Source organism: Sphaerisporangium sp. NPDC005288 (assembly GCF_040607475.1).
In the GTDB taxonomy this organism is placed as follows: Bacteria; Actinomycetota; Actinomycetes; order Streptosporangiales; family Streptosporangiaceae; genus Sphaerisporangium; species Sphaerisporangium rhizosphaerae.
Genome location: NZ_JBEXGT010000033.1, coordinates 49,867 through 67,175, shown reverse-complemented (window position 1 = coordinate 67,175; position 17,309 = coordinate 49,867). Strand labels below are relative to the sequence as shown.

Genomic DNA, 17,309 nt, shown 5'->3' with positions numbered 1-17,309 from the left:
GTCAACCCTTCACTGATCCGGCGAAGCTGAACGAACCGGCGAGATACTTGTTCACGGCGACGTAGAGGACGACGGCCGGAGCGGTGTAGATGATCGAGAACGCGGCGAGCTGCCCGTAGGCGACCTGGCCGTACTGCGAGAAGAAGGTGTAGATCGTCACGGCCGCCGGCTGCTTCTCCGGGGTGTCCAGCAGGACGAAGGGAACGAAGAAGTTCCCCCACTGGCCGACGAACACGAAGATCGCCACGACCGCGACGCCGGGGGCCATGAGAGGCCCGACGACGCGGGCGAGCGACTGCACCCACCCGGCCCCGTCGACCCAGGCGGCCTCCTCCAGGCTGATCGGCACGCTGTCCATGAAGTTCTTCATCATCCAGATGGCGAACGGCAGCGCGCTGGCCGTCAGGAACAGCACCATGGCGGGGACCGACCCGTACAGGTTGAACCGGAAGAACATGCTGTACACCGGGACCATGATCGCCGTGACCGGCAGGCCGGTGGTGAACAGCAGCGTCAGCATGAAGTGCCGCTTGAAGCGCAGCTTGTACCGCGAGAGCGGATAGGCCGCCAGGCCCGAGACCAGCACGGTCAGCAGCGCGGTGGCGCCGGAGATGACGATCGAGTTGAGCACCGGCAGGTAGATGGTCTCCCAGGTCAGCACCTCGGAGAAGTTCCGCAGCGAGAACTCCAGGCTCGGCTCGGCGGTGAGGTTCGCCTCCGGCTGCACCGAGGCGAGCAGCACCCACAGGAACGGGCCGACGAAGGCGAGGGTGATCACCAGGAGCGACAGCAGCGCCGCGGTGCGGGCGGCCACGCGGGTCATGGGCGCGCCTCCCCGGCTCGCGTGCCGGCGACGGGCAACGCGCGGGCGGCCGGCATCCGGCGGTCCCGCTCGTGGGCGCTGCCGACGATCACCCTAGGGTCCTGATCGAACACGCGGGGCGCCATCACGCGTCCGCCTTGATCAGGCGCAGGTACACCAGGGAGAACACCGCGCCGATGACGAGCATGACCAGGGCCATCGCGCTGCCGTACCCGATCTCGAAGTAGCGGAAGGCCTGCTCGTACATGTACAGCGGCGTCGTCTGGCTGGCCGTCCCCGGTCCGCCGCCCGTGAGGGCGTAGATCAGGCCGAAGCTCGCCAGCGTCTGCAGCGTGATGAGCATGAGGTTGGACATGATCGAGCGGCGGATCAGCGGCAGGGTGATGTGCACCAGCCTGCTCCAGTTGCTCGCCCCGTCCACCGCGGCGGCCTCCAGCAGGTCGGCGGGGACGTCCGACAGCGCCGCGGAGTACACCAGCATCGAGAACGCCGTGCCCCGCCAGATGTTGGCCAGGATGATCGCGATCATCGGCGCCGTGAACAGCCAGTCCTGCGAGAGCCCGAGGACGCCGAGCAGCTCGTTCAGCGTGCCCTCCTCCGACAGGAAGGAGTACCAGCACGCCGCGGCGACCACCTCGGGCACCACCCAGGCCGCGATCACCACGCCGTTCACCACGCTGCGCACGGCCCGGCCGCGCCCCCGCTGGAGCAGCGCGATGATCAGGCCGAGGGTGTTCTGCCCGACGACGGCCGAGCCGATCACGAAGATGAAGGTGAGCAGGAAGGAGTTGCGGAAGTCCTCGTCGCCGAACATCTTCACGAAGTTGGCGAAGCCGACGAACCGCGAGTTCACCGACGCGGCGCCGGTCAGCGTCTCGTTGGTGAAGGCGATGTAGACGCTCCACAGGATGGGCCCGGCCATGAAGACCACCAGCAGCAGCAGCGCGGGCAGCAGCGGGAGCAGCCGGCGAAGGTTCCCGCCGGCCGGCCGGTCCGGCTCCCTCCGTTCGAGGGAGCCGGGCGGCCGTGACGAGGTCACGGTGGCGGCGGTCATGAGCCGGCGAGCACCTTGTCGGGTCCGCCGACGACGGCGGGCAGCGCGTCGGCGTACTCCTTGGCCGCGGCCTCCGGGGTCTTGGAGCCGGTGGTCATGGCCTCCATGGCCTTCTGAACCTCGGCCGAGACCTTCGGGTACACCTCGTACGCCGGGCGGTAGTGGGTGACGGAGGCGAGATCGGTCCAGAACTTCACCGCGGGGTTGCCGGCCGTGTAGGAGGGGTCGGCGGCGACGTCCTTGCGGGGGGCGAGGTCACCGGAGCCCACCGAGTAGGTCAGCGTGTTCTTCTTGTCGGTCACCACGCTGATGAAGTCGAAGGCGTCCTTCTTCTCCTTGGCGTAGGAGCTCATCGCCATGACCCAGCCGCCGGACATGCTCACCGCGCCGGGGGCCTCGCCGTTCTGCGTCGGCATGGGCGTCCAGCCGATCTTCTCGGTCCACTGCGGCCACGGCTTGCTGCCGGTCGGCTTCCACGCCGAGGACACCCACGCGCCGTCCAGGTCGATGCCGAGCTTGGCGTTCGGGAACCACTCCATGGTGACCTTGTCGTACAGCTTGGTGCTGAACGCGTCGGCCTGCTTCGGGCCGAGGTTCTCCCGGTAGATCGTGTTGATGAAGCCGAGCGAGTCGGTGATGCCCTTGCCGGTGGCCACCCACTTCTTCTGCGTGTCGTCGTACAGGGTGCCGCCGGGGGTGCCGTAGAGCAGCATCTCGAAGCCCTGCATCGTGGCGGCCTCGCCGTGCGGCTTGGTCGAGTACATGCTGAACGGGATCGCCTCCGGCGCCTTCTGCTTGATGGCGCGGGCCGCGCTCAGCACGTCCGCCCAGGTCTTGGGCTCCCACGGCACCGGCAGGCCCGCCTTGGCGAACACGTCCTTGCTGTACCACAGGCCGCGGGTGTCGGTGCTGATCGGCACCCCGTAGATCTTGCCGTCGGGGCCCTTGGCGGCCTGCTGGACCGCCTCGGAGTACTGGGTGCTCCAGTCGGGCCACGACTTCAGGTAGTCGTCGAGCGGGGCCAGCTTCCCTGCGGCGACGTCGGCGTTGACCTGGAAGGTGTCGTGCAGGTAGACGTCGGGCGCGGAGTCGGCCGAGCGGTTCAGCAGGGCGAGCTTGGTGTAGTACACCTCGTTGTTGCCCTGCACCGCGGTCAGCTTGATCGTCACGCCCTTGTGCGCGGCCTCGTAGTCGGCCTTGGCCTGCTTGAGCACCTTGTCCATGTAGGGCCAGGTGGGTTCCATCTTGTACAGGACCTCGATCTCCTTGGCCCCGTTCGCGCCCTGGCCGCCGGCCTTGTCACCGCCGCCGCACGCACCGGCCGTGGCGGCGACCACGACCGCCAGTGTCGAGGCAACCATCGCTCGTCTCATCGGACTCCTTCTCCGGCCTGGCGGCCGACCATGAGGTCGCGGGCGCGGGACCCCGATCCCCGCGCCAGGAGCGTCCGGTCGACACGTGTTTCGGCCGTGTTTCCCTGGGTGACGAGTAGTTAAATCTTTTTGATTTACTAAGTCAACGGTCTGTGCGATATTGCCCGGAAGAGATCCAGGACGCCAGGAGCAGCGCATGCAGATGGGCACCAACCTGCCGAGGGTGGGCAGCTACAACCGCGCCGTCGTCCTGGAGGCGATCCAGGTCTCCGACGGCATCAGCCGCGTCCAGATCGCCGAGCGCAGCGGGCTGACCGCGCAGACCGTCTCGGTCATCGTGCGCAGGCTGCTGGAGGACGGGCTGGTCGTCGAGGACGGCTCGCTGCCCTCCAGCGGCGGCAAACCGCGCACCATCCTGCGGGTGGACCCGGGCGCCGGGTACGCCGTCGGCATCCACTTCGACCCCGGCGAGCTGTCCTACGTCCTCGCCGACCTGGCCGGTCAGCCGGTCACCATGCGGCGCGAGGCCGTGCCCCCCGGCCTCGCGCCCGACACGGTGATCCGTCAGATGGCCCGCACGGCCCGCGACATGCTGAGCCGCGCGGGGGTGCCCGACGACAAGGTGCTCGGCATCGGCCTGGCCTGCCCGGGCCCGCTGGACGCCGACGGCGTGATGAACTTCCCGCCCCGTCTGACCGGCTGGGACCACGTGCCCATCAGGCGGCTGCTGGAAGAGCACACCGGCTTCCCGGTGACCTTCGACAACGACGCCGCGGCGGCCGCCATCGGCGAGCGGTGGGCCGGCTCGGCCCGCTCGACCCCGAGCTTCGCCTACCTGTACCTCGGCACCGGCATCGGCGGCGGCCTGTTCCTGGACAACCAGATCTACCGCGGCAGCTCGCTGAACGCCGCCGAGTTCGGCCACATCACGGTGATGCCCGACGGGCCCGACTGCTACTGCGGCAACCGCGGCTGCATCGAGGCCTTATGCTGCCCCGGCGCCATCGAGGCCACCGTCCGCACCCGCCTCGCCCAAGGCGAACAGAGCATCCTTGCCGAGGTCACTGAGAGCGCCGCCCCTGAGAACGGCCTTGCCCCGCCCCATGGCGACGCCTCCGCCCCAGCTCGTGAGAACGCCCACGCCCCGGCCGTCGCGGATCGTGAAGGGTCTCCGGTCCTCCCTGCCCCCGACCACGCCGCCATCTGCGCCGCCGCCGCGGCGGGCGATGCGCTCGCGCTGAGCGTCATCCGCGAGGTGGGCGAGCGGCTCGCCGCCGCCGCGGTGAGCCTGGTCAACGTGCTGGACATCGACCTGCTCGTGCTCGGCGGACCCGCCATGCACGACATCGGCCACATCTACCACCAGGCCATCGCGGCCGCCGTGGCCACCCGGCCGCTGGCCCGGCGGCTGCACCAGGTACAGGTGGTCACCTCCCCCATCGCCGCCGACGCCGCGGCGATCGGCGCCGCCTCCCTGGTCTTCCACGCCACCTACGCCCCCCGCCTGGGCGCGCTCCTGACCCCGTGACACACTCATCGCTTGACGTCACCGCGCCGGTCGCGCCGGGCCGGCGGTGCCGTCCTTCGCCTTCCGGGCCCGTGCCAGGCGCCCTTCGCCCGACCTGCTGAACGACGAGGAGCCCATGACTTCGTACGTGCTGGCCGCCGACATCGGCGGCACCAAGCTGGCCGCGGCCCTGGTCGGCAAGGACGGGACGGTGCTGCGCGGCCGCGAGGTGCCGACCCCGGCCGCGCCGCCCGGCCACCCCGGAGTGGTGAGCGACGCCCTGATCGGGCTGCTGCGCGAGGTCGCCGGCGAGGTGCCGCCCGTGGCCGTGGGCGTGGCCTCCGCCGGCCCGCTTGACCCGCAGGCGGGCACGGTGAGCCCGGTGAACATCCCCGCCTGGCGGCACTTCCCGCTGCTGGCCCGGGTCTCCGACGCCGTGCCCGGGGCGCCGTGCCACCTGTTCGGCGACGCCGTCGCGGCGGCCGCCGGCGAGCACTGGCGCGGCGCGGGGCGCGAATCCAGGGCCATGCTCGGCATCGTCGTCTCCACCGGCATCGGCGGCGGCCTGGTGCTGGACGGACGCCCCTACACCGGGCCGACCGGGAACGCCGGACACATCGGGCACATCGTGGTGGACCCCGCCGGCGCGCCCTGCCCGTGCGGCGGGACCGGCTGCGTCGAGACGATCGCGAGCGGCCCGTCGATGGTGCGCTGGGCCCGCGAGAACGGCTGGCGCGGCGCCGACGCCCGCGAGCTGGCGCAGGCGGCGGGCCAGGGTGAGGCCGTACCCCTGGCCGCCTTCGACCGGGCGGCCGGGGCGCTGGCCACCGCCATCGTCGCGGTCGCCACGGTCTGCGACCTGGACCAGGTCGTCGTGGGCGGCGGCGTCGCCGCGGCCGGCGAGGTCCTGTTCGCCCCGCTCAGCCGCGCCGTCGCCGAACGCACCAGCCTCGACTTCGTCCGCCGCCTCCGCGTCACCCCCGCCGCCCTCGCCCGGGACGCCGGCCTCATAGGCGCCGCCCGCATGGCACTGCTGTCCTCCCCCCGGACGACCTGACCACACCGGCGGTTCCCGCGCCGATGCCTCTGCGGCGCGGGAATGGCCAGGATGGGCAGTGACCCGCTCCCCATGGGCGGCTCACCGGTCCCTCCGGCTCACCGTGCTCTGACGAGCTCGTCGGCGACCCACCGTGCGACGCCGGCGGGGTAAGGGGCGGACAGGCCGAGGACGACGTGCTGGAAGCCGGCGGCGACCGCCTCGCCGATCGCCTCCCGAGTCGTCGCGGGCCGGTCGTAGGAGACCGGCAGGTGGATCGACCGGGTGATGGAGGCGGGGTCGCGGCCGATCTCGGCGCAGTAGCGGTCCAGCAGGGCGCTGCGGCCGGCGACCTCGTCGATGTCTCTGGCGTCTCCGCCGGGGATGTTCCACACGTCGGCGTGCTCGGCGGCCACGCGCAGCGTCGCGGACGAGCGTCCGCCGATCACGATCGGCGGACCGGGCCGCTGGACCGGCTTGGGGTTGCAGAAGGCGCCGGTGAGCCGGACATAGGCGCCGTCGAAGTCGAACGGCTCGGTCGCGGTCCACATCCGCCGGATGACGGTGCACGCCTCGGCGAGGCTGCCCACAGAGTGGGCGAAGTCGTGGAAGGGCAGGCCGTGCGCCTCGTACTCCCGGCGGGCCAGCGGGTGGTCCGGACGTGAGCCCGCGCCGATGCCGAAGTCGAGCCGCCCGCCGGAGACGACGTCGACCGTCGCGGCGATCTTGGCCAGCATCGCGGGCGGCCGGAACCGGTTGCTGGTGACGAGCAGTCCGAGACGCAGCCGCCGGGTCTGGGCGGCGAGCGCCGACAGCAGCGTCCAGCCCTCGTACGCCGGTCCGTTCAGCTCGCCGGCGATCGGCAGGAGGTGGTCGAACAACCACGCGTGCTCGATCTCGGGAATGGCGTCCGCCTCCCGCCAGACCCGAAGGACGTCGTGGTAGCCGACCTGCATGGGGGCGGTCATGATCCCGAAACTGGGCATGGTGCCGTGGATCCTCTCTGATGGCAGGAGGCCTGCTGCCCGTCGTCCGACGACGGCGGCGAGCTTCCCGGAACGTCACTTGGATTCGACACGGCCCACGGAATCGGTGCTCCGCGCCGGCTCGGCGCTCGCCACGGACCAGCCGTCGTCCGCCGGGTAGAGCGCGCTGCGCAGGAAGGCCGACGTGAGCCGCCGGATCAGCGCGACCCGTTCGGGGCTCTCGTCCGTCGTCTCCGTGACGGCGTGGCCGGCGACTCCGCCCAGCGAGTGCTCCGCCCCGTACAGGGTGAGCAGGCTCTTGGCGCCCGGGCTCAGGTAGTAGGCGTCGGTGAACCACTCCGGGCCCCGGACGCTCAGGGCGGACTGGTCCTTGTCCCCCGCGACCACCAGGGCCGGCGGTGTCATCCGGGTGAAGTCCGGGTTCATGAAGGAGAAGTGCTCGGCGGCGAACGGCGTCAGGTCGGCGCCGCCCGTCCCCGGCACGGCGAGCAGCACACCGGCCCTGATCCGGGGGTCGGACATGTCCTCGCCGGGCACGCCCTCGGCGTCCAGGACCCGCGCGCCCAGCAGCATGCTCGCCGTCTGCGCGCCCCAGGAGTGCCCGGCGACCGCGATGCGGCCGCGGTCGATCCGCCCCGCGAGGCCGGGGACCGAGGCCTCGACGAGGTCCAGGTGATCAAGGACGCACGTCAGGTCCCGCACCCGGAACCGCCAGATCTCCGGGTGGCGAGGGTCGTCCGGCGTGAGGTCCAGCGTCCGCGAGTCGAGGTGGGTGGGCTGGACGACCACGAACCCGCGAGCGGCCCAGAAGTCGACCAGCGGAGCATAGCCGTCCATCGACTGGCCGAACCCGTGCGAGAACACGATGACGGGCAGGTCACCGCCGGCCACCGGGGCCGACACCCGCACCTGCAGATCCTCCCCACGGCCGGGGGCGGGCAGCACCACCGGACGCACCGAGATGACGACTCCATCGAGCTGGTTCATGGGTGTTTCTCCTGAAAAGGCGACACGAAAGGCCACAAACGGCCAGACCACGGGGCACCCGTCCTGGCATCGCCAACAAACGGATCCACGTTCCGCTACCCAACATACGGAACCATGTTCCTCTTAGCAAACCGGCAGTCTCGCGGAGGTCAGCCGCACGACCGTTGCCACGAGTTCACCGAGGGCCTCTCGCGGGCCGGCGGGACTCCCCCACCATCGGAGACCATGGCGCTTTGGGCAACGCGGCGTGCAGGCCGTTCGCGATCAGCGACACTTCCTCCACCACACGGCTTTGCCGACGCCATGCACGCCGGAATCCACTCCCCATTCGTCGGTCAGGTGCTCAACGATCTGCAACCCCCGGCCAGCCTCGTCTTCGTCACTCGCCCGAGGTCGAGGAATGGCGAAGCTCTCTCCGCGGTCGGCGACCTCTCCCCCGAGGCACCGGCCAGAGGCGCGCAGCACAAGGGTGACCGGAGGGCGACCGTGCCGGACCGCGTTGGTGCACAGCTCGCTGACGATGAGCACCGCCTCGTCCGCGAGCTCGGACAGACCCCACCCGACCACGGCATCTCGGACGAGGGCCCGCGCTTGGGCCACGGACCCTGGACCCGCCTCCAGACTCCAGGCGTTCTCGCGCGTCGCCGAAATCGGCTCGAGGCGCGCACCACGCTCATCACCCAAGGCGTGAGCAGGTCGGACGTGATGCGTCGGATCGCAGGGGACGGTCATCGACACTCCAGCCGACTACAGAACGTATACATGACAGCACAGCTCGTATACGAAGTTGCCCGCCCGTGTACGCTCCTGTCAAGCCAATCTCGAAACTAGGACGGCATGTGACCGAGCACGCCTACCTGCGAATCGCTGATCACCTGCGTCAACGGATACGCAACGGCGACCTCGCGCCGGGCGCCCGCCTACCCGCGCATCGCGTCTTGGCCGAAGAGCACGACGTCTCAGAGATCCTCATCAGGCGTGCGCTGGACCTGCTGCGCAATGAGGGCCTGGTCGAATCCCGTCGCGGGTCGGGCACCTTCGTGCGCGAGCGGCCGCCGGTTCGGCGCGTCTCCATGGAGCGTTACCTGGCCGACGCCGGCGCGCAGACCGTGCCACGGACGAGCTTCACCCAGGACCAGGGCATCACGTGGACCCAGTATCGGCTCGACAAGGCGTTCCGCTGGATCTCGGCCGACGAGCGCCTGGCCACCCTGTTCAATGTCGAAGTAGGCGCCCGAGTCCTGGAACGCCGCTTTGTGTTCTACGCCGCCGACGTCCCCTCGCAGATTTCCCGGACCTGCCTCCTGGCGTCCGATGTCGAGGCGACGCCGGTCGCCAACCCGGACAACGAGCCTTGGCCGGGCGGCAACATCGCGCAGTTGCGTACGCTCGGGATCGACGTCGACGACATCGTGGAAGAGACGGCGGTCCGCATGCCGACCCCCGAGGAAGCCGAGGTGCTCGGCATCGGCTCCGGCATACCGGTGTTCGCCATCACCCGCCAGATGCTCGCGAGCGGCCGCGTGGTCGAAGTGGCCGACCCCATCGTCCTCCCCGGCGACCGCGCCGTACGCGTCGACCGCATCACTCTCTAGGTCAAACAAGACGCCGAACCCTGCATACCCGGCCTGTGACGTGGCTTCGCATCGAGGTCGCTCGCACCGCGATCGGACAGGACCTTTGCGGTGAAGCCGTTCAGGTGTGAGGGCGCAGGCCGTTGAGGATGACCTCCAGGAGGTGGTGGGCGCGGGCGTCCCACTCCTCGGGCTCCAGGCGGGTCAGGTAGCCGATGAGGAGGATCACGTCGCGGGCGTCCACGTCGGGGCGGATGACGTCATCGGCTTTGCCCGCGTCGAGAAGCAGGGTCAGCGCCTCCCCGATAGGGCCGAGGCTGTGCGCGGACAGATCCCGCCACACCCCCACCTCGACGGCCGCGAACACCCCGCGCTTGACCTTCGCGTACTCGGCCACCCGGTCCAGCCAGCGGGCCAGAGCGGGCAGCGGCGCATGCTCGGCGAGCAGTGCGGGCGCGTCGGACACGAGGGCGTCCACGTCGTTGCGGTAGACCTCGGCGAGCAGGGCCTCACGGGTCGGGAAATGGCGGTAGAGGGTGCCCTGGCCGACGCCCGCCCGCTTGGCGATCTCGTTGAGCCTCACCTCGTCCGCGTTCGCGATGACCTCTCGTGCGGCCTGGAGGATCCGTACGCGGTTCTCGGTGGCGTCGGCTCGGCGGCGGGGTTCGTTCATCGGTCCTCTGCAGGGCGGGTCGAACTAAGTGGACACATGTCCGGTACGGTGGGAGCAGACCCAAGCGGACACGTGTCCATTTTACTGTGGAGGAGATCCCATGTCAGCCATCGAGGGCAAGGTCGTGGCCATCACCGGGGCGAGCAGCGGGATCGGCGAGGCCACCGCGCGCCTGCTCGCCGAGCGGGGCGCCGCCGTCGTGCTCGGCGCGCGGCGGACGGAACGGCTCAACGAGATCGCCCGGCAGATCCGCGACCGCGGCGGCCTCGCCGTCACCTGCCCCGTGGACGTCACCGACCGCGCGGACCTCGAACGGCTCGTCGGACTGGCCGTGACGGAGTTCGGGCGGCTCGACGTGCTGGTGGGCAACGCCGGCATCAGCAAGATCGGCCCCGTGGCCGACCTCGACGTGGCCGGTTGGTCGGCGATGATCGATGTCAACCTGCGCGGCGTGCTGTACGGCATCGCCGCCGCGCTGCCGATCTTCCGCGAGCAGGGGCAGGGCCACCTGGTGACCACGGTGTCGACCGCCGGGCTTAAGATCACGCCCACGATGGCGGTCTACGCCGCGACCAAGAACGCCGTGCGTACCCTCCTGGAAGGGCTGCGGCAGGAGTCGACCGATGGTGTGCTGCGGACGACGGCGGTCTCGCCGGGCTACGTGCGTACGGAACTCCCCGGCTCCATCGACGACCCCGAGGTCCGTGAGGAGATCCTCCGCAACATGAACCAGTACGCCATCGCGCCGGAAGCCGTCGCCCGCGCCGTCGCCTTCGCCATCGAACAGCCGCGCGAGGTGGAGATCGGCGAGATCGTCATCCGCCCGACGACCCAGAACTGAGCCGGCCCGCCGCAGCGGGATTTCAGGTGAGGGACATGAGTTCGTCGAGGGATTCTCGGAGGTGGGTGGGGAGTTTCCAGATGTCGGGGACCATGGTGCGGTCGGCGATGATGCCGATGGCTACCTGGCCGTTGTAGGACAGGGCGGTGATGTTGAGGCCGCCGCTGGCGTCGGTCACCACGGAGACCGGGTACTGGGCGAGCAGACGCCGCCCGCATATGTACAGCGGGATCTGCGGGCCGGGGACGTTGGAGATCAGCAGGTTGACCGGCGGCGAGGTCTGCGCGGCCAGGCCGAAGGCGGCGCGTTCGGCCAGGCCGGTGAGGGCGGCGGGCATGCTCTCGCTCAGATGGCGCAGCCAGCGCGCCGGTGACAGGCTGAAGCGGTCCTTGATGCGCTGCATGGAGTCGCGCACGGCGAACAGCCGCTCGCGCGGGTCGTCGATGTGCGTGTCCAGCGAGGTGATCATGAGGGTGACCTGGTTGCCCGGCTCGGTGCCCTCGACGCCGCGCAGCGAGAACGGCACGCCGGCGACCAGCGGGTCCTCCGGCAGCGCGTCATGGGCGATCAGCCAGCGCCGCACCGCCGTGGCGGCCAGCGTCATCACGACGTCGTTGACCGTGACGCCGAAGGCGTTCTTGACCTTCTTCACCTCGTCGAGGGGCAGTTCCACGAAGGCGAAGCGGCGGTGCGCGGAGACCGGGCCGTTGAACGGCGTGCGCGGCACGACCAGCTTGGGTAGTTCGGGGACCACCTGCCCGTCGCTGATGCCGAGCTCGCGGGCCAGCCGGCGGGTGACCCGCGACACGGTGCCCGCGCCGGGGATCCGGGAGATGAGCGGGATCTCGTCCAGGTAGGGCGCCGCCTCGGCGAGGAACCTCAGCAGGTGGGCCGGGTTGGCGGCCAGCCGGGCGGCGGTCCTGAGCAGCATCTGCGCCGTCTCGGGCGCGAGCTCGGGCTCGGCCGGGGCCGGGCGGGGGCGGGGCCTGGGGTTGGGCTCCAGGTCCATGAAGGCGGCCAGCACGTCCGCCCCGCCCATGCCGTCGATCGCGGCGTGGTGCAGCTTGGTGTACAGCGCGGTGCGGCCGCCCTTGAGGCCGTGGATGAGGTACATCTCCCACAACGGGTGCCGCCGGTCCAGGCGCCGGGCGTGCAGCCGGGCCACCTGCGCGGCGAGCTGCCGGTCGCTGCCGGGGGCGGGCAGGGCCAGCTCGCGCACGTGGTAGTCCAGGTCGAGCGTGTCGTCCTGCACCCAGTAGGGGTGGTCGAGGTTGAACGGCACCCGCATGATGCGCTGCCGCAGCGGCGGGACCAGCTCCGACCGCTCCTCGACCAGGCCCAGCAGTTCCTCCCGGCTGATCGGCCCTTCCAGGATCGACAGGCCGGCCACGTTGGCGACGTTGGTGTCGGTCTCGAAGGCGAGGAACTGCGCGTCGAGGGCGCTGAGCTGCCGCAAGGGGTCCACCTCCTCCGGGCCGGGCGGTGCGGGGCGTCTCCGTTCTATCAGCCCGCCGCCTCCACCGGCATGGTGCCCCTCCTGCCACGGCCTCCGCTCACCTGGGACGGCCGCCGCACCGGAGGCATGGCCGGCCGCCCCAGAGGCGCGGGCCTGCCGCTCACCGGCGCGGACGACCCGAGAACGTCGCGGGCGGCTGCCCGGCAAAGGGCGTTGCGGACCGCTTCCGGGGGGTACGGCCCGCGCCGGTGGGGCGCGGGCCGTACCCGGTCAGGTCACGGGGACGGGACGGTGTCCACCCAGCGGGTCGAGGCGGACCGGTAGCCGTTGACCCGGTTCACCACCTCGTCCGGGGCCACGACCTCGTTCTTCGCGTGGTAGAACCAGTCGACCTGCTGGACGTAGGAGCGCGGCGTCGAGCTGCCTACCAGGCCGCCGCTGATGAACCACAGGTTGAAGTTCACCGACTGCACGGTCTCGGGGTAGTAGATGTCACCGTGCTCGGCGAACAGCGCTCCATCGATGTAGTACCTGATCTTCCCGCCGGAGACCTGCAGGACCAGGTTGTGCCATCCGTCATAGCTGGCGCGCACCTCGTTGTGGACGTTGACCGCGAGCCAGGGCTCGTTGCGGTAGGTCTCCCACGAGGTGGTGTACATGATGTTGCCGGACTCGCCCCAGCCGCCGTTGGGCAGGTACTCGAAGTCCTGCTCGCTGTAGTCGGGATCGAGGTCGGCGGCGAGCGGGGTGATCGTGAAGAACGTCTCCACGATGTTGTCGCCGTCCGGCCCGCTGACGGGCGCGTCGGAGAACTTCACCCGCGCGGCGTAGGTGCCTTCGAGGAACTTGCGCTGGTGCAGGAACTCCGCCTGCTGGGTGCCCGCGCCGGTGCCGTCGGTGGCGGCTCTGAGCTGCATCGCCTGGTTGCCGGTGGCGACGGACGGGAAGCTCACGTTGCTCTTCGGCCAGCTCGCGCCCGGGACTCCGGGGCCGCCGGAGTTGGTGCGGACGGTCCAGTGGTGGGCGGTGATGGCGGGGTCGTCCGCGTTGGTGTAGGTGAAGTCGTCGAACACCACGCCGGCGTTGCCGCCGGGCGGCGGGGTGACGGTGGGAGTCGGCGTGGGCGAGGGACCGCCGCCGGCCGGGGCGGTGCCCCACACCAGGGCGCCGTTCTGGTACACGGTGACCTTGGTCCAGTCGCCGTAGGAGGTGCGGGCGGGACCGAAGGAGTAGTCGTCGCTCTGGGTGATGCGCTGCCAATCGGACCGGTAGAAGCGAAGCTGCAGGTCACCGGTGTGAGCCCCGGCCGCGAGGGTGCCGGAGGTGAAGCCGACCTCCAGGTAGCGGTCGGCGGTGGCCGTGCCGGGGCTGATGGCGCCGAAGGCGCCGGTGACCGTCGAGCAGGACACCGTCGCCCAGGAGCAGGCGAAACGGTACTGCTGGGACGCCGAGTCGGCCCTGAAGTAGTAGCGGATCTTCACTCCGGAGAGCGGCACGGCCGAGGAGCCGTCGTTGACCAGATCGAACCACGGTTCCACCTGGTCTGCGGTGGCGCCTGTGGCGCTGGTCTTGTACTGCAGCCGCAGCGACTGTGCGGCGCCCGCCGGCGCGGCGGCGCTCACTCCGATGGCGGCCGCGAGCACGGCGGACACGAGTCCGCCGAGGAGTGACTTCCCCGGCGGCCTTGAGGTCACGGACATCGGTGTTCCTTTCCTGGGTGGGGGGTGGAGGAGGAACGGTTCACGGGAGGAGAGGGGATGTCGGGTCGCGGGAACGGGGTCGGAGACGTCAGGGGATGAGGGGTCCCACGCGGACGCCGCGGGCGGCCAGGCGGGCGAGGTGGGGGTCCAGGCGCCGCAGGAAGTCGGGGTAGTCGCCGGGCGACCCCCACGCGACCTCCGCGAACGCGCACAGCCGGGGAAAGGCCATGTACTCCACCTGCTCGGGCGTGGGCATGTACTCGGTCCACAGTTGGCACTGCACCCCGCGCACCCCGGGGTCGGGGGTGAACCCGTAGGCGTCGGCCAGCGTGACGACGCCGGGCTGCGCGGGAGGCTGGCCGGGGGCGTCGGAGGAGTAGTAGTCCAGATAGGTGCGCGTGTGCGGGGCGAGGATGATGTCGCTCCTGTCCGGCAGCGCGTCCTCCTCGCGCCACACCATGACGGTGGTGCCCGGGGTGGGCTCGCGGTCCGGCTCGTCCCAGCAGATCGTCCTGCGCCCGTGCCGCGCCAGGTGCTCCGCCATCCGCCCGACGAACCACCGGCACGCCTCGGACGGGCCGGCCAGCCCCAGTTCGGACAGGCGTCGCAGCGCGCGGGGGCTGCGCTCCCACTCGCCGGGCGGGCACTCGTCACCGCCGACGTGGACGTACGGGCCGGGGAACAGGTCCATGACCTCGTCCAGGACGTTCTGGCAGAAGGCGACGGTGGACTCCTCCAGGTTGAGCACGTGCTCGCTGATCCCCCAGCCGGACCAGACCTCCAGCCGCCGGGACGGATGGTTGCCCAGCTCGGGGTAGGCGGCGATCGCGGCCTGCGCGTGGCCGGGCATCTCGATCTCGGGGACGATCGTGACGAACCGCTCGGCGGCGTAGGCGACGATCTCGCGGACGTCCTCGCGCGTGTAGAACCGCGGCTCGTCCCCGGACGGGGCCGGGCCGCCCCCGCGCCGGCCGCCGACCTCGGTCAGCCGCGGATAGCGCTCGATCTCCAGGCGCCAGCCCTGGTCGTCGGTCAGGTGCAGGTGCAGGATGTTCAGCTTGTGCTCGGCGAGCAGGTCGATCAGGCGCAGCAGGAACGTCTTGGGCATGAAGTGCCGGGCCACGTCGAGCATGACGCCGCGCCAGCCGAATAGCGGCCGGTCCTCGATCGTCCCGTACGGCACTGCGGCGCCGAACTGGGCCAGGGTCTGCAACCCGTAGAAGCGGCCGGCCCTGCCGCCGGGGGTGACCCGGATGCCCGACGGCCCCACGTCCAGCCGGTAGCCCTCATCTCCGAGCGACGCGTCCGGCGGGGCGTGCCGCACGAGGTCGGGGTGGAACGCGACGGAGCCCCCCAGGAAGGCCAGTTCCCGCGGCCGGGGAATGATCACGTTGTCTGTTCCTTTCGCAGGCGCGGGCGCGCTGGCGGACGGGGTGGACCGGGTGGACGGGGAAGACGGATGGCGCACGGGGTGGTGTGCACGATTTCCCGCGGCCGGGGTGGGTGCGGGTGACCGCAGCGGGGGCCGCCGGGCGGGTGGGTCAGCCCTTGACGGCGCCGGCGATGATGCCGGAGGTGACCCTGCGCTGGAGCACGAGGAAGACCAGCAGCACGGGCAGCATGAACAGCCCCGCGGCGGCCATCGTGGCTCCCCAGTCGGTGCCGAAGACGTTGCTGAAGGACGACAGCCACACCGGTAGCGTCCGGTCGTCCTGGTCCTTGATGATCAAGGCGTTGGCGAAGGCGAACTCGTTCCAGGCGGTGATGAAGCCGAACAGCGAGGTGGACATCAGGCCCGGGGCGAGCAGCGGCAGCACCACCCGCCGGAAGGCGGCCGCGCGGCCGGCCCCGTCGGTCATGGCGGCCTCCTCCAGCTCCGGCGGGATCGCCGCGAGGAAGCCGCGCAGGGTGACGATCGTGAACGGCAGCGTGAGCATGAAGTAGATCAGGGACAGCATGGACAGCCGGTCGAGCATGCCGGTGTCGCGGGCGATGACGAACATCGAGATCAGCAGCGCCTCCCATGGGGCCATCTGGGCGATGAAGACCATGAGGATGAACGCCCGCCTGCCGCGCCAGCGCATCCGGGCGACCGCGAAGGCCGCCAGCAGCGCGACGACCAGGGACAGCAGCACGGAGGAGACGGTCACGGCCAGGCTGTTGCGCCAGAACAGCGCGAAGCCGTCCGCGTTGACGGCGCTCGCGAAGTGGTCGAGCGTGGGGTGGGCGGGCCAGAAGCTCGGCGTCTCCGACTGGATGTCGGCGGTCGGGGTGAACGCCGTGACCGCCATCCAGTACACGGGGAACACCGAGACGGCGATCACGGCGAGGGCGGCCAGGTTGAGCGGCACCCGCCGCGCGAGCCGCCTCCCCCTCCCCCGCGTCCGCGCGCTGTTCACGGTGGTCATGGGGTCTCTCCTTCGTGGCGCAGCATGCGCCGCAGGTGGAGGATCAGGACGGCGATCAGGATCAGCACGGTCAGGGTGGATATCGCCGAGCCGAGGTCGTACTTGTGGAGCGACTGGGCGACCTGGAAGGCGTAGACCGGCAGGGTCGTGGTGGCGCCGTCCGGGCCGCCCCGGCTGATCGCCCAGATCTGGGCGAAGCACTTGAACACCCAGATCACCTCCAGGGAGGTGATCAGCCCGAACAGGGGACGCAGGATGGGCAGGGTGACGTGCCGGAAGACCTGCGCGCCGGTGGCCCCGTCGATCCTGGCCGACTCCTCCAGCTCGCCGGGGATCGTCGTCAGGCCCGCGTAGAGGGTGAGGGCGGCGAACGGCACCGACTGCCAGACGACGAGCATGACCAGGATGGCGAAGCTCGAGGCGCCGCCGGCGAACCAGGTGTAGTCCTGGAAGCCGGTCAGGCCGAGCTTGACCAGCAGCCAGTTCACCACGCCCAGCCGTGACTGGAACAGCCACTGGAAGACCGTCGTGGCGGCCAGGACGGGGGTGGCCCAGGTGAGCACCAGGCCCCCCATGACGGCCAGCCGCATGCGCCGGCCGAGCCGGGCGGTCATCAGGGCGGTGAGCGTCGAGATGACCATGATGAGCACCACGTTCACCGCGGTCCAGGCGAAGGTGCGGCTCACCACCGCCCAGAACTCCTCGCCGGTGAGCACTTCCTGGTAGTTCGCCAGCCCGACGAACGCCGCTCCGCCACGGATCAACTCGCCTGTTCTGAAGTGCTGAAGCGAGATGACGACACTGCGCAGCAATGGGTAGAGCAGCAGGAAGGCGGCTCCGCCGACCGTCGGGGCGACCAGGAGGTAGGGCACCAGTCCGGCGATCCGGCGG

16 protein-coding genes are annotated in these 17,309 nt (G+C 70.7%); 4 read left to right on the top strand and 12 right to left on the bottom strand.

The features are described 5' to 3' along the window. Nucleotide 1: 1 nt before the first annotated feature. From ABZU32_RS27805 to ABZU32_RS27795, 3 genes are all read right to left on the bottom strand, one after another. A complete protein-coding gene (locus ABZU32_RS27805) occupies nt 2-823 on the bottom strand; it encodes a carbohydrate ABC transporter permease (protein ID WP_354926538.1) in 822 nt (273 codons plus the stop codon). A gap of 124 nt (nt 824-947) precedes the next feature. Next, the gene (locus ABZU32_RS27800) at nt 948-1,877 is read right to left on the bottom strand and encodes a sugar ABC transporter permease (RefSeq protein WP_354851240.1); all 930 of its coding nucleotides are present in this window, start codon (nt 1,875-1,877) and stop codon (nt 948-950) included. Further along, the gene (locus tag ABZU32_RS27795; RefSeq protein ID WP_354926536.1) at nt 1,874-3,238 is read right to left on the bottom strand and encodes an extracellular solute-binding protein; all 1,365 of its coding nucleotides are present in this window, start codon (nt 3,236-3,238) and stop codon (nt 1,874-1,876) included. Before ABZU32_RS27795 ends, ABZU32_RS27800 begins: the two co-directional genes overlap by 4 nt. A 208-nt stretch (nt 3,239-3,446) precedes the next feature. Here ABZU32_RS27795 and ABZU32_RS27790 point away from each other — a divergent pair, with 208 nt between their 5' ends. Both ABZU32_RS27790 and ABZU32_RS27785 read left to right on the top strand, forming a co-directional pair. Continuing rightward, nucleotides 3,447-4,778, top strand: a complete 1,332-nt coding sequence (locus ABZU32_RS27790; RefSeq protein WP_354926534.1) for an ROK family transcriptional regulator — start codon at nt 3,447-3,449, stop codon at nt 4,776-4,778. A gap of 115 nt (nt 4,779-4,893) precedes the next feature. Continuing rightward, nucleotides 4,894-5,814 carry an ROK family protein gene (locus ABZU32_RS27785; RefSeq protein ID WP_354851231.1) on the top strand — a complete coding sequence of 307 codons (921 nt, stop codon included), beginning with the start codon at nt 4,894-4,896 and terminating at the stop codon, nt 5,812-5,814. 98 nt (nt 5,815-5,912) lie between these two features. Here the strand turns inward: ABZU32_RS27785 and ABZU32_RS27780 are convergent, their stop codons facing one another. The 3 genes from ABZU32_RS27780 to ABZU32_RS27770 form a co-directional block, all read right to left on the bottom strand. After that, nucleotides 5,913-6,779, bottom strand: a complete 867-nt coding sequence (locus ABZU32_RS27780) for an LLM class flavin-dependent oxidoreductase (RefSeq protein WP_354926532.1) — start codon at nt 6,777-6,779, stop codon at nt 5,913-5,915. 75 nt (nt 6,780-6,854) lie between these two features. Further along, complete coding sequence (locus ABZU32_RS27775) at nt 6,855-7,766, bottom strand: alpha/beta fold hydrolase (protein ID WP_354926530.1); 912 nt, start codon at nt 7,764-7,766, stop codon at nt 6,855-6,857. Nucleotides 7,767-8,030: 264 nt separating this feature from the next. Further along, nucleotides 8,031-8,498 (bottom strand): ATP-binding protein, encoded by a 468-nt coding sequence (locus ABZU32_RS27770; protein ID WP_354926602.1) that lies wholly within the window; start codon nt 8,496-8,498, stop codon nt 8,031-8,033. A 107-nt stretch (nt 8,499-8,605) separates the two neighbouring features. Here ABZU32_RS27770 and ABZU32_RS27765 point away from each other — a divergent pair, with 107 nt between their 5' ends. After that, the gene (locus ABZU32_RS27765; RefSeq protein WP_354926528.1) at nt 8,606-9,361 is read left to right on the top strand and encodes a GntR family transcriptional regulator; all 756 of its coding nucleotides are present in this window, start codon (nt 8,606-8,608) and stop codon (nt 9,359-9,361) included. Between the two features lie 100 nt (nt 9,362-9,461). Here ABZU32_RS27765 and ABZU32_RS27760 read toward each other — a convergent pair whose 3' ends face one another. After that, nucleotides 9,462-10,013, bottom strand: a complete 552-nt coding sequence (locus ABZU32_RS27760) for a helix-turn-helix domain-containing protein (protein WP_354926526.1) — start codon at nt 10,011-10,013, stop codon at nt 9,462-9,464. Nucleotides 10,014-10,113: 100 nt separating this feature from the next. On the opposite strand from ABZU32_RS27760, the gene ABZU32_RS27755 reads away from it, so the two are divergent. Next, nucleotides 10,114-10,854, top strand: a complete 741-nt coding sequence (locus ABZU32_RS27755; protein ID WP_354926524.1) for an SDR family oxidoreductase — start codon at nt 10,114-10,116, stop codon at nt 10,852-10,854. 22 nt (nt 10,855-10,876) lie between these two features. Here ABZU32_RS27755 and ABZU32_RS27750 read toward each other — a convergent pair whose 3' ends face one another. The 5 genes from ABZU32_RS27750 to ABZU32_RS27730 all read right to left on the bottom strand — a co-directional run bounded on the left by ABZU32_RS27750 (nt 10,877) and on the right by ABZU32_RS27730 (nt 17,290). Then, the gene (locus tag ABZU32_RS27750) at nt 10,877-12,319 is read right to left on the bottom strand and encodes a wax ester/triacylglycerol synthase family O-acyltransferase (protein ID WP_354926522.1); all 1,443 of its coding nucleotides are present in this window, start codon (nt 12,317-12,319) and stop codon (nt 10,877-10,879) included. A 266-nt stretch (nt 12,320-12,585) separates the two neighbouring features. After that, nucleotides 12,586-14,010 carry a cellulose binding domain-containing protein gene (locus tag ABZU32_RS27745; RefSeq protein WP_354926520.1) on the bottom strand — a complete coding sequence of 475 codons (1,425 nt, stop codon included), beginning with the start codon at nt 14,008-14,010 and terminating at the stop codon, nt 12,586-12,588. Nucleotides 14,011-14,098: 88 nt separating this feature from the next. Then, nucleotides 14,099-15,400: a beta-N-acetylhexosaminidase gene (locus tag ABZU32_RS27740; protein WP_354926518.1), complete on the bottom strand. Its 1,302-nt coding sequence runs from the start codon at nt 15,398-15,400 to the stop codon at nt 14,099-14,101. Nucleotides 15,401-15,551: 151 nt separating this feature from the next. After that, complete coding sequence (locus ABZU32_RS27735; RefSeq protein WP_354926516.1) at nt 15,552-16,418, bottom strand: carbohydrate ABC transporter permease; 867 nt, start codon at nt 16,416-16,418, stop codon at nt 15,552-15,554. Next, the gene (locus ABZU32_RS27730; protein WP_354926514.1) at nt 16,415-17,290 is read right to left on the bottom strand and encodes a sugar ABC transporter permease; all 876 of its coding nucleotides are present in this window, start codon (nt 17,288-17,290) and stop codon (nt 16,415-16,417) included. The genes ABZU32_RS27735 and ABZU32_RS27730 overlap by 4 nt, the downstream gene beginning before the upstream one ends. Nucleotides 17,291-17,309: the final 19 nt, after the last annotated feature.

What these genes read in the sequence shown, in the direction of transcription:
- ABZU32_RS27805 (WP_354926538.1), bottom strand. Translation starts at nt 823, where the DNA reads ATGACCCGCGTGGCCGCCCGCACCGCGGCGCTGCTGTCGCTCCTGGTG.
- ABZU32_RS27800 (WP_354851240.1), bottom strand. Translation starts at nt 1,877, where the DNA reads ATGACCGCCGCCACCGTGACCTCGTCACGGCCGCCCGGCTCCCTCGAA.
- ABZU32_RS27795 (WP_354926536.1), bottom strand. Translation starts at nt 3,238, where the DNA reads ATGGTTGCCTCGACACTGGCGGTCGTGGTCGCCGCCACGGCCGGTGCG.
- ABZU32_RS27790 (WP_354926534.1), top strand. Translation starts at nt 3,447, where the DNA reads ATGCAGATGGGCACCAACCTGCCGAGGGTGGGCAGCTACAACCGCGCC.
- ABZU32_RS27785 (WP_354851231.1), top strand. Translation starts at nt 4,894, where the DNA reads ATGACTTCGTACGTGCTGGCCGCCGACATCGGCGGCACCAAGCTGGCC.
- ABZU32_RS27780 (WP_354926532.1), bottom strand. Translation starts at nt 6,779, where the DNA reads ATGCCCAGTTTCGGGATCATGACCGCCCCCATGCAGGTCGGCTACCAC.
- ABZU32_RS27775 (WP_354926530.1), bottom strand. Translation starts at nt 7,766, where the DNA reads ATGAACCAGCTCGATGGAGTCGTCATCTCGGTGCGTCCGGTGGTGCTG.
- ABZU32_RS27770 (WP_354926602.1), bottom strand. Translation starts at nt 8,498, where the DNA reads ATGACCGTCCCCTGCGATCCGACGCATCACGTCCGACCTGCTCACGCC.
- ABZU32_RS27760 (WP_354926526.1), bottom strand. Translation starts at nt 10,013, where the DNA reads ATGAACGAACCCCGCCGCCGAGCCGACGCCACCGAGAACCGCGTACGG.
- ABZU32_RS27755 (WP_354926524.1), top strand. Translation starts at nt 10,114, where the DNA reads ATGTCAGCCATCGAGGGCAAGGTCGTGGCCATCACCGGGGCGAGCAGC.
- ABZU32_RS27745 (WP_354926520.1), bottom strand. Translation starts at nt 14,010, where the DNA reads ATGTCCGTGACCTCAAGGCCGCCGGGGAAGTCACTCCTCGGCGGACTC.
- ABZU32_RS27735 (WP_354926516.1), bottom strand. Translation starts at nt 16,418, where the DNA reads ATGACCACCGTGAACAGCGCGCGGACGCGGGGGAGGGGGAGGCGGCTC.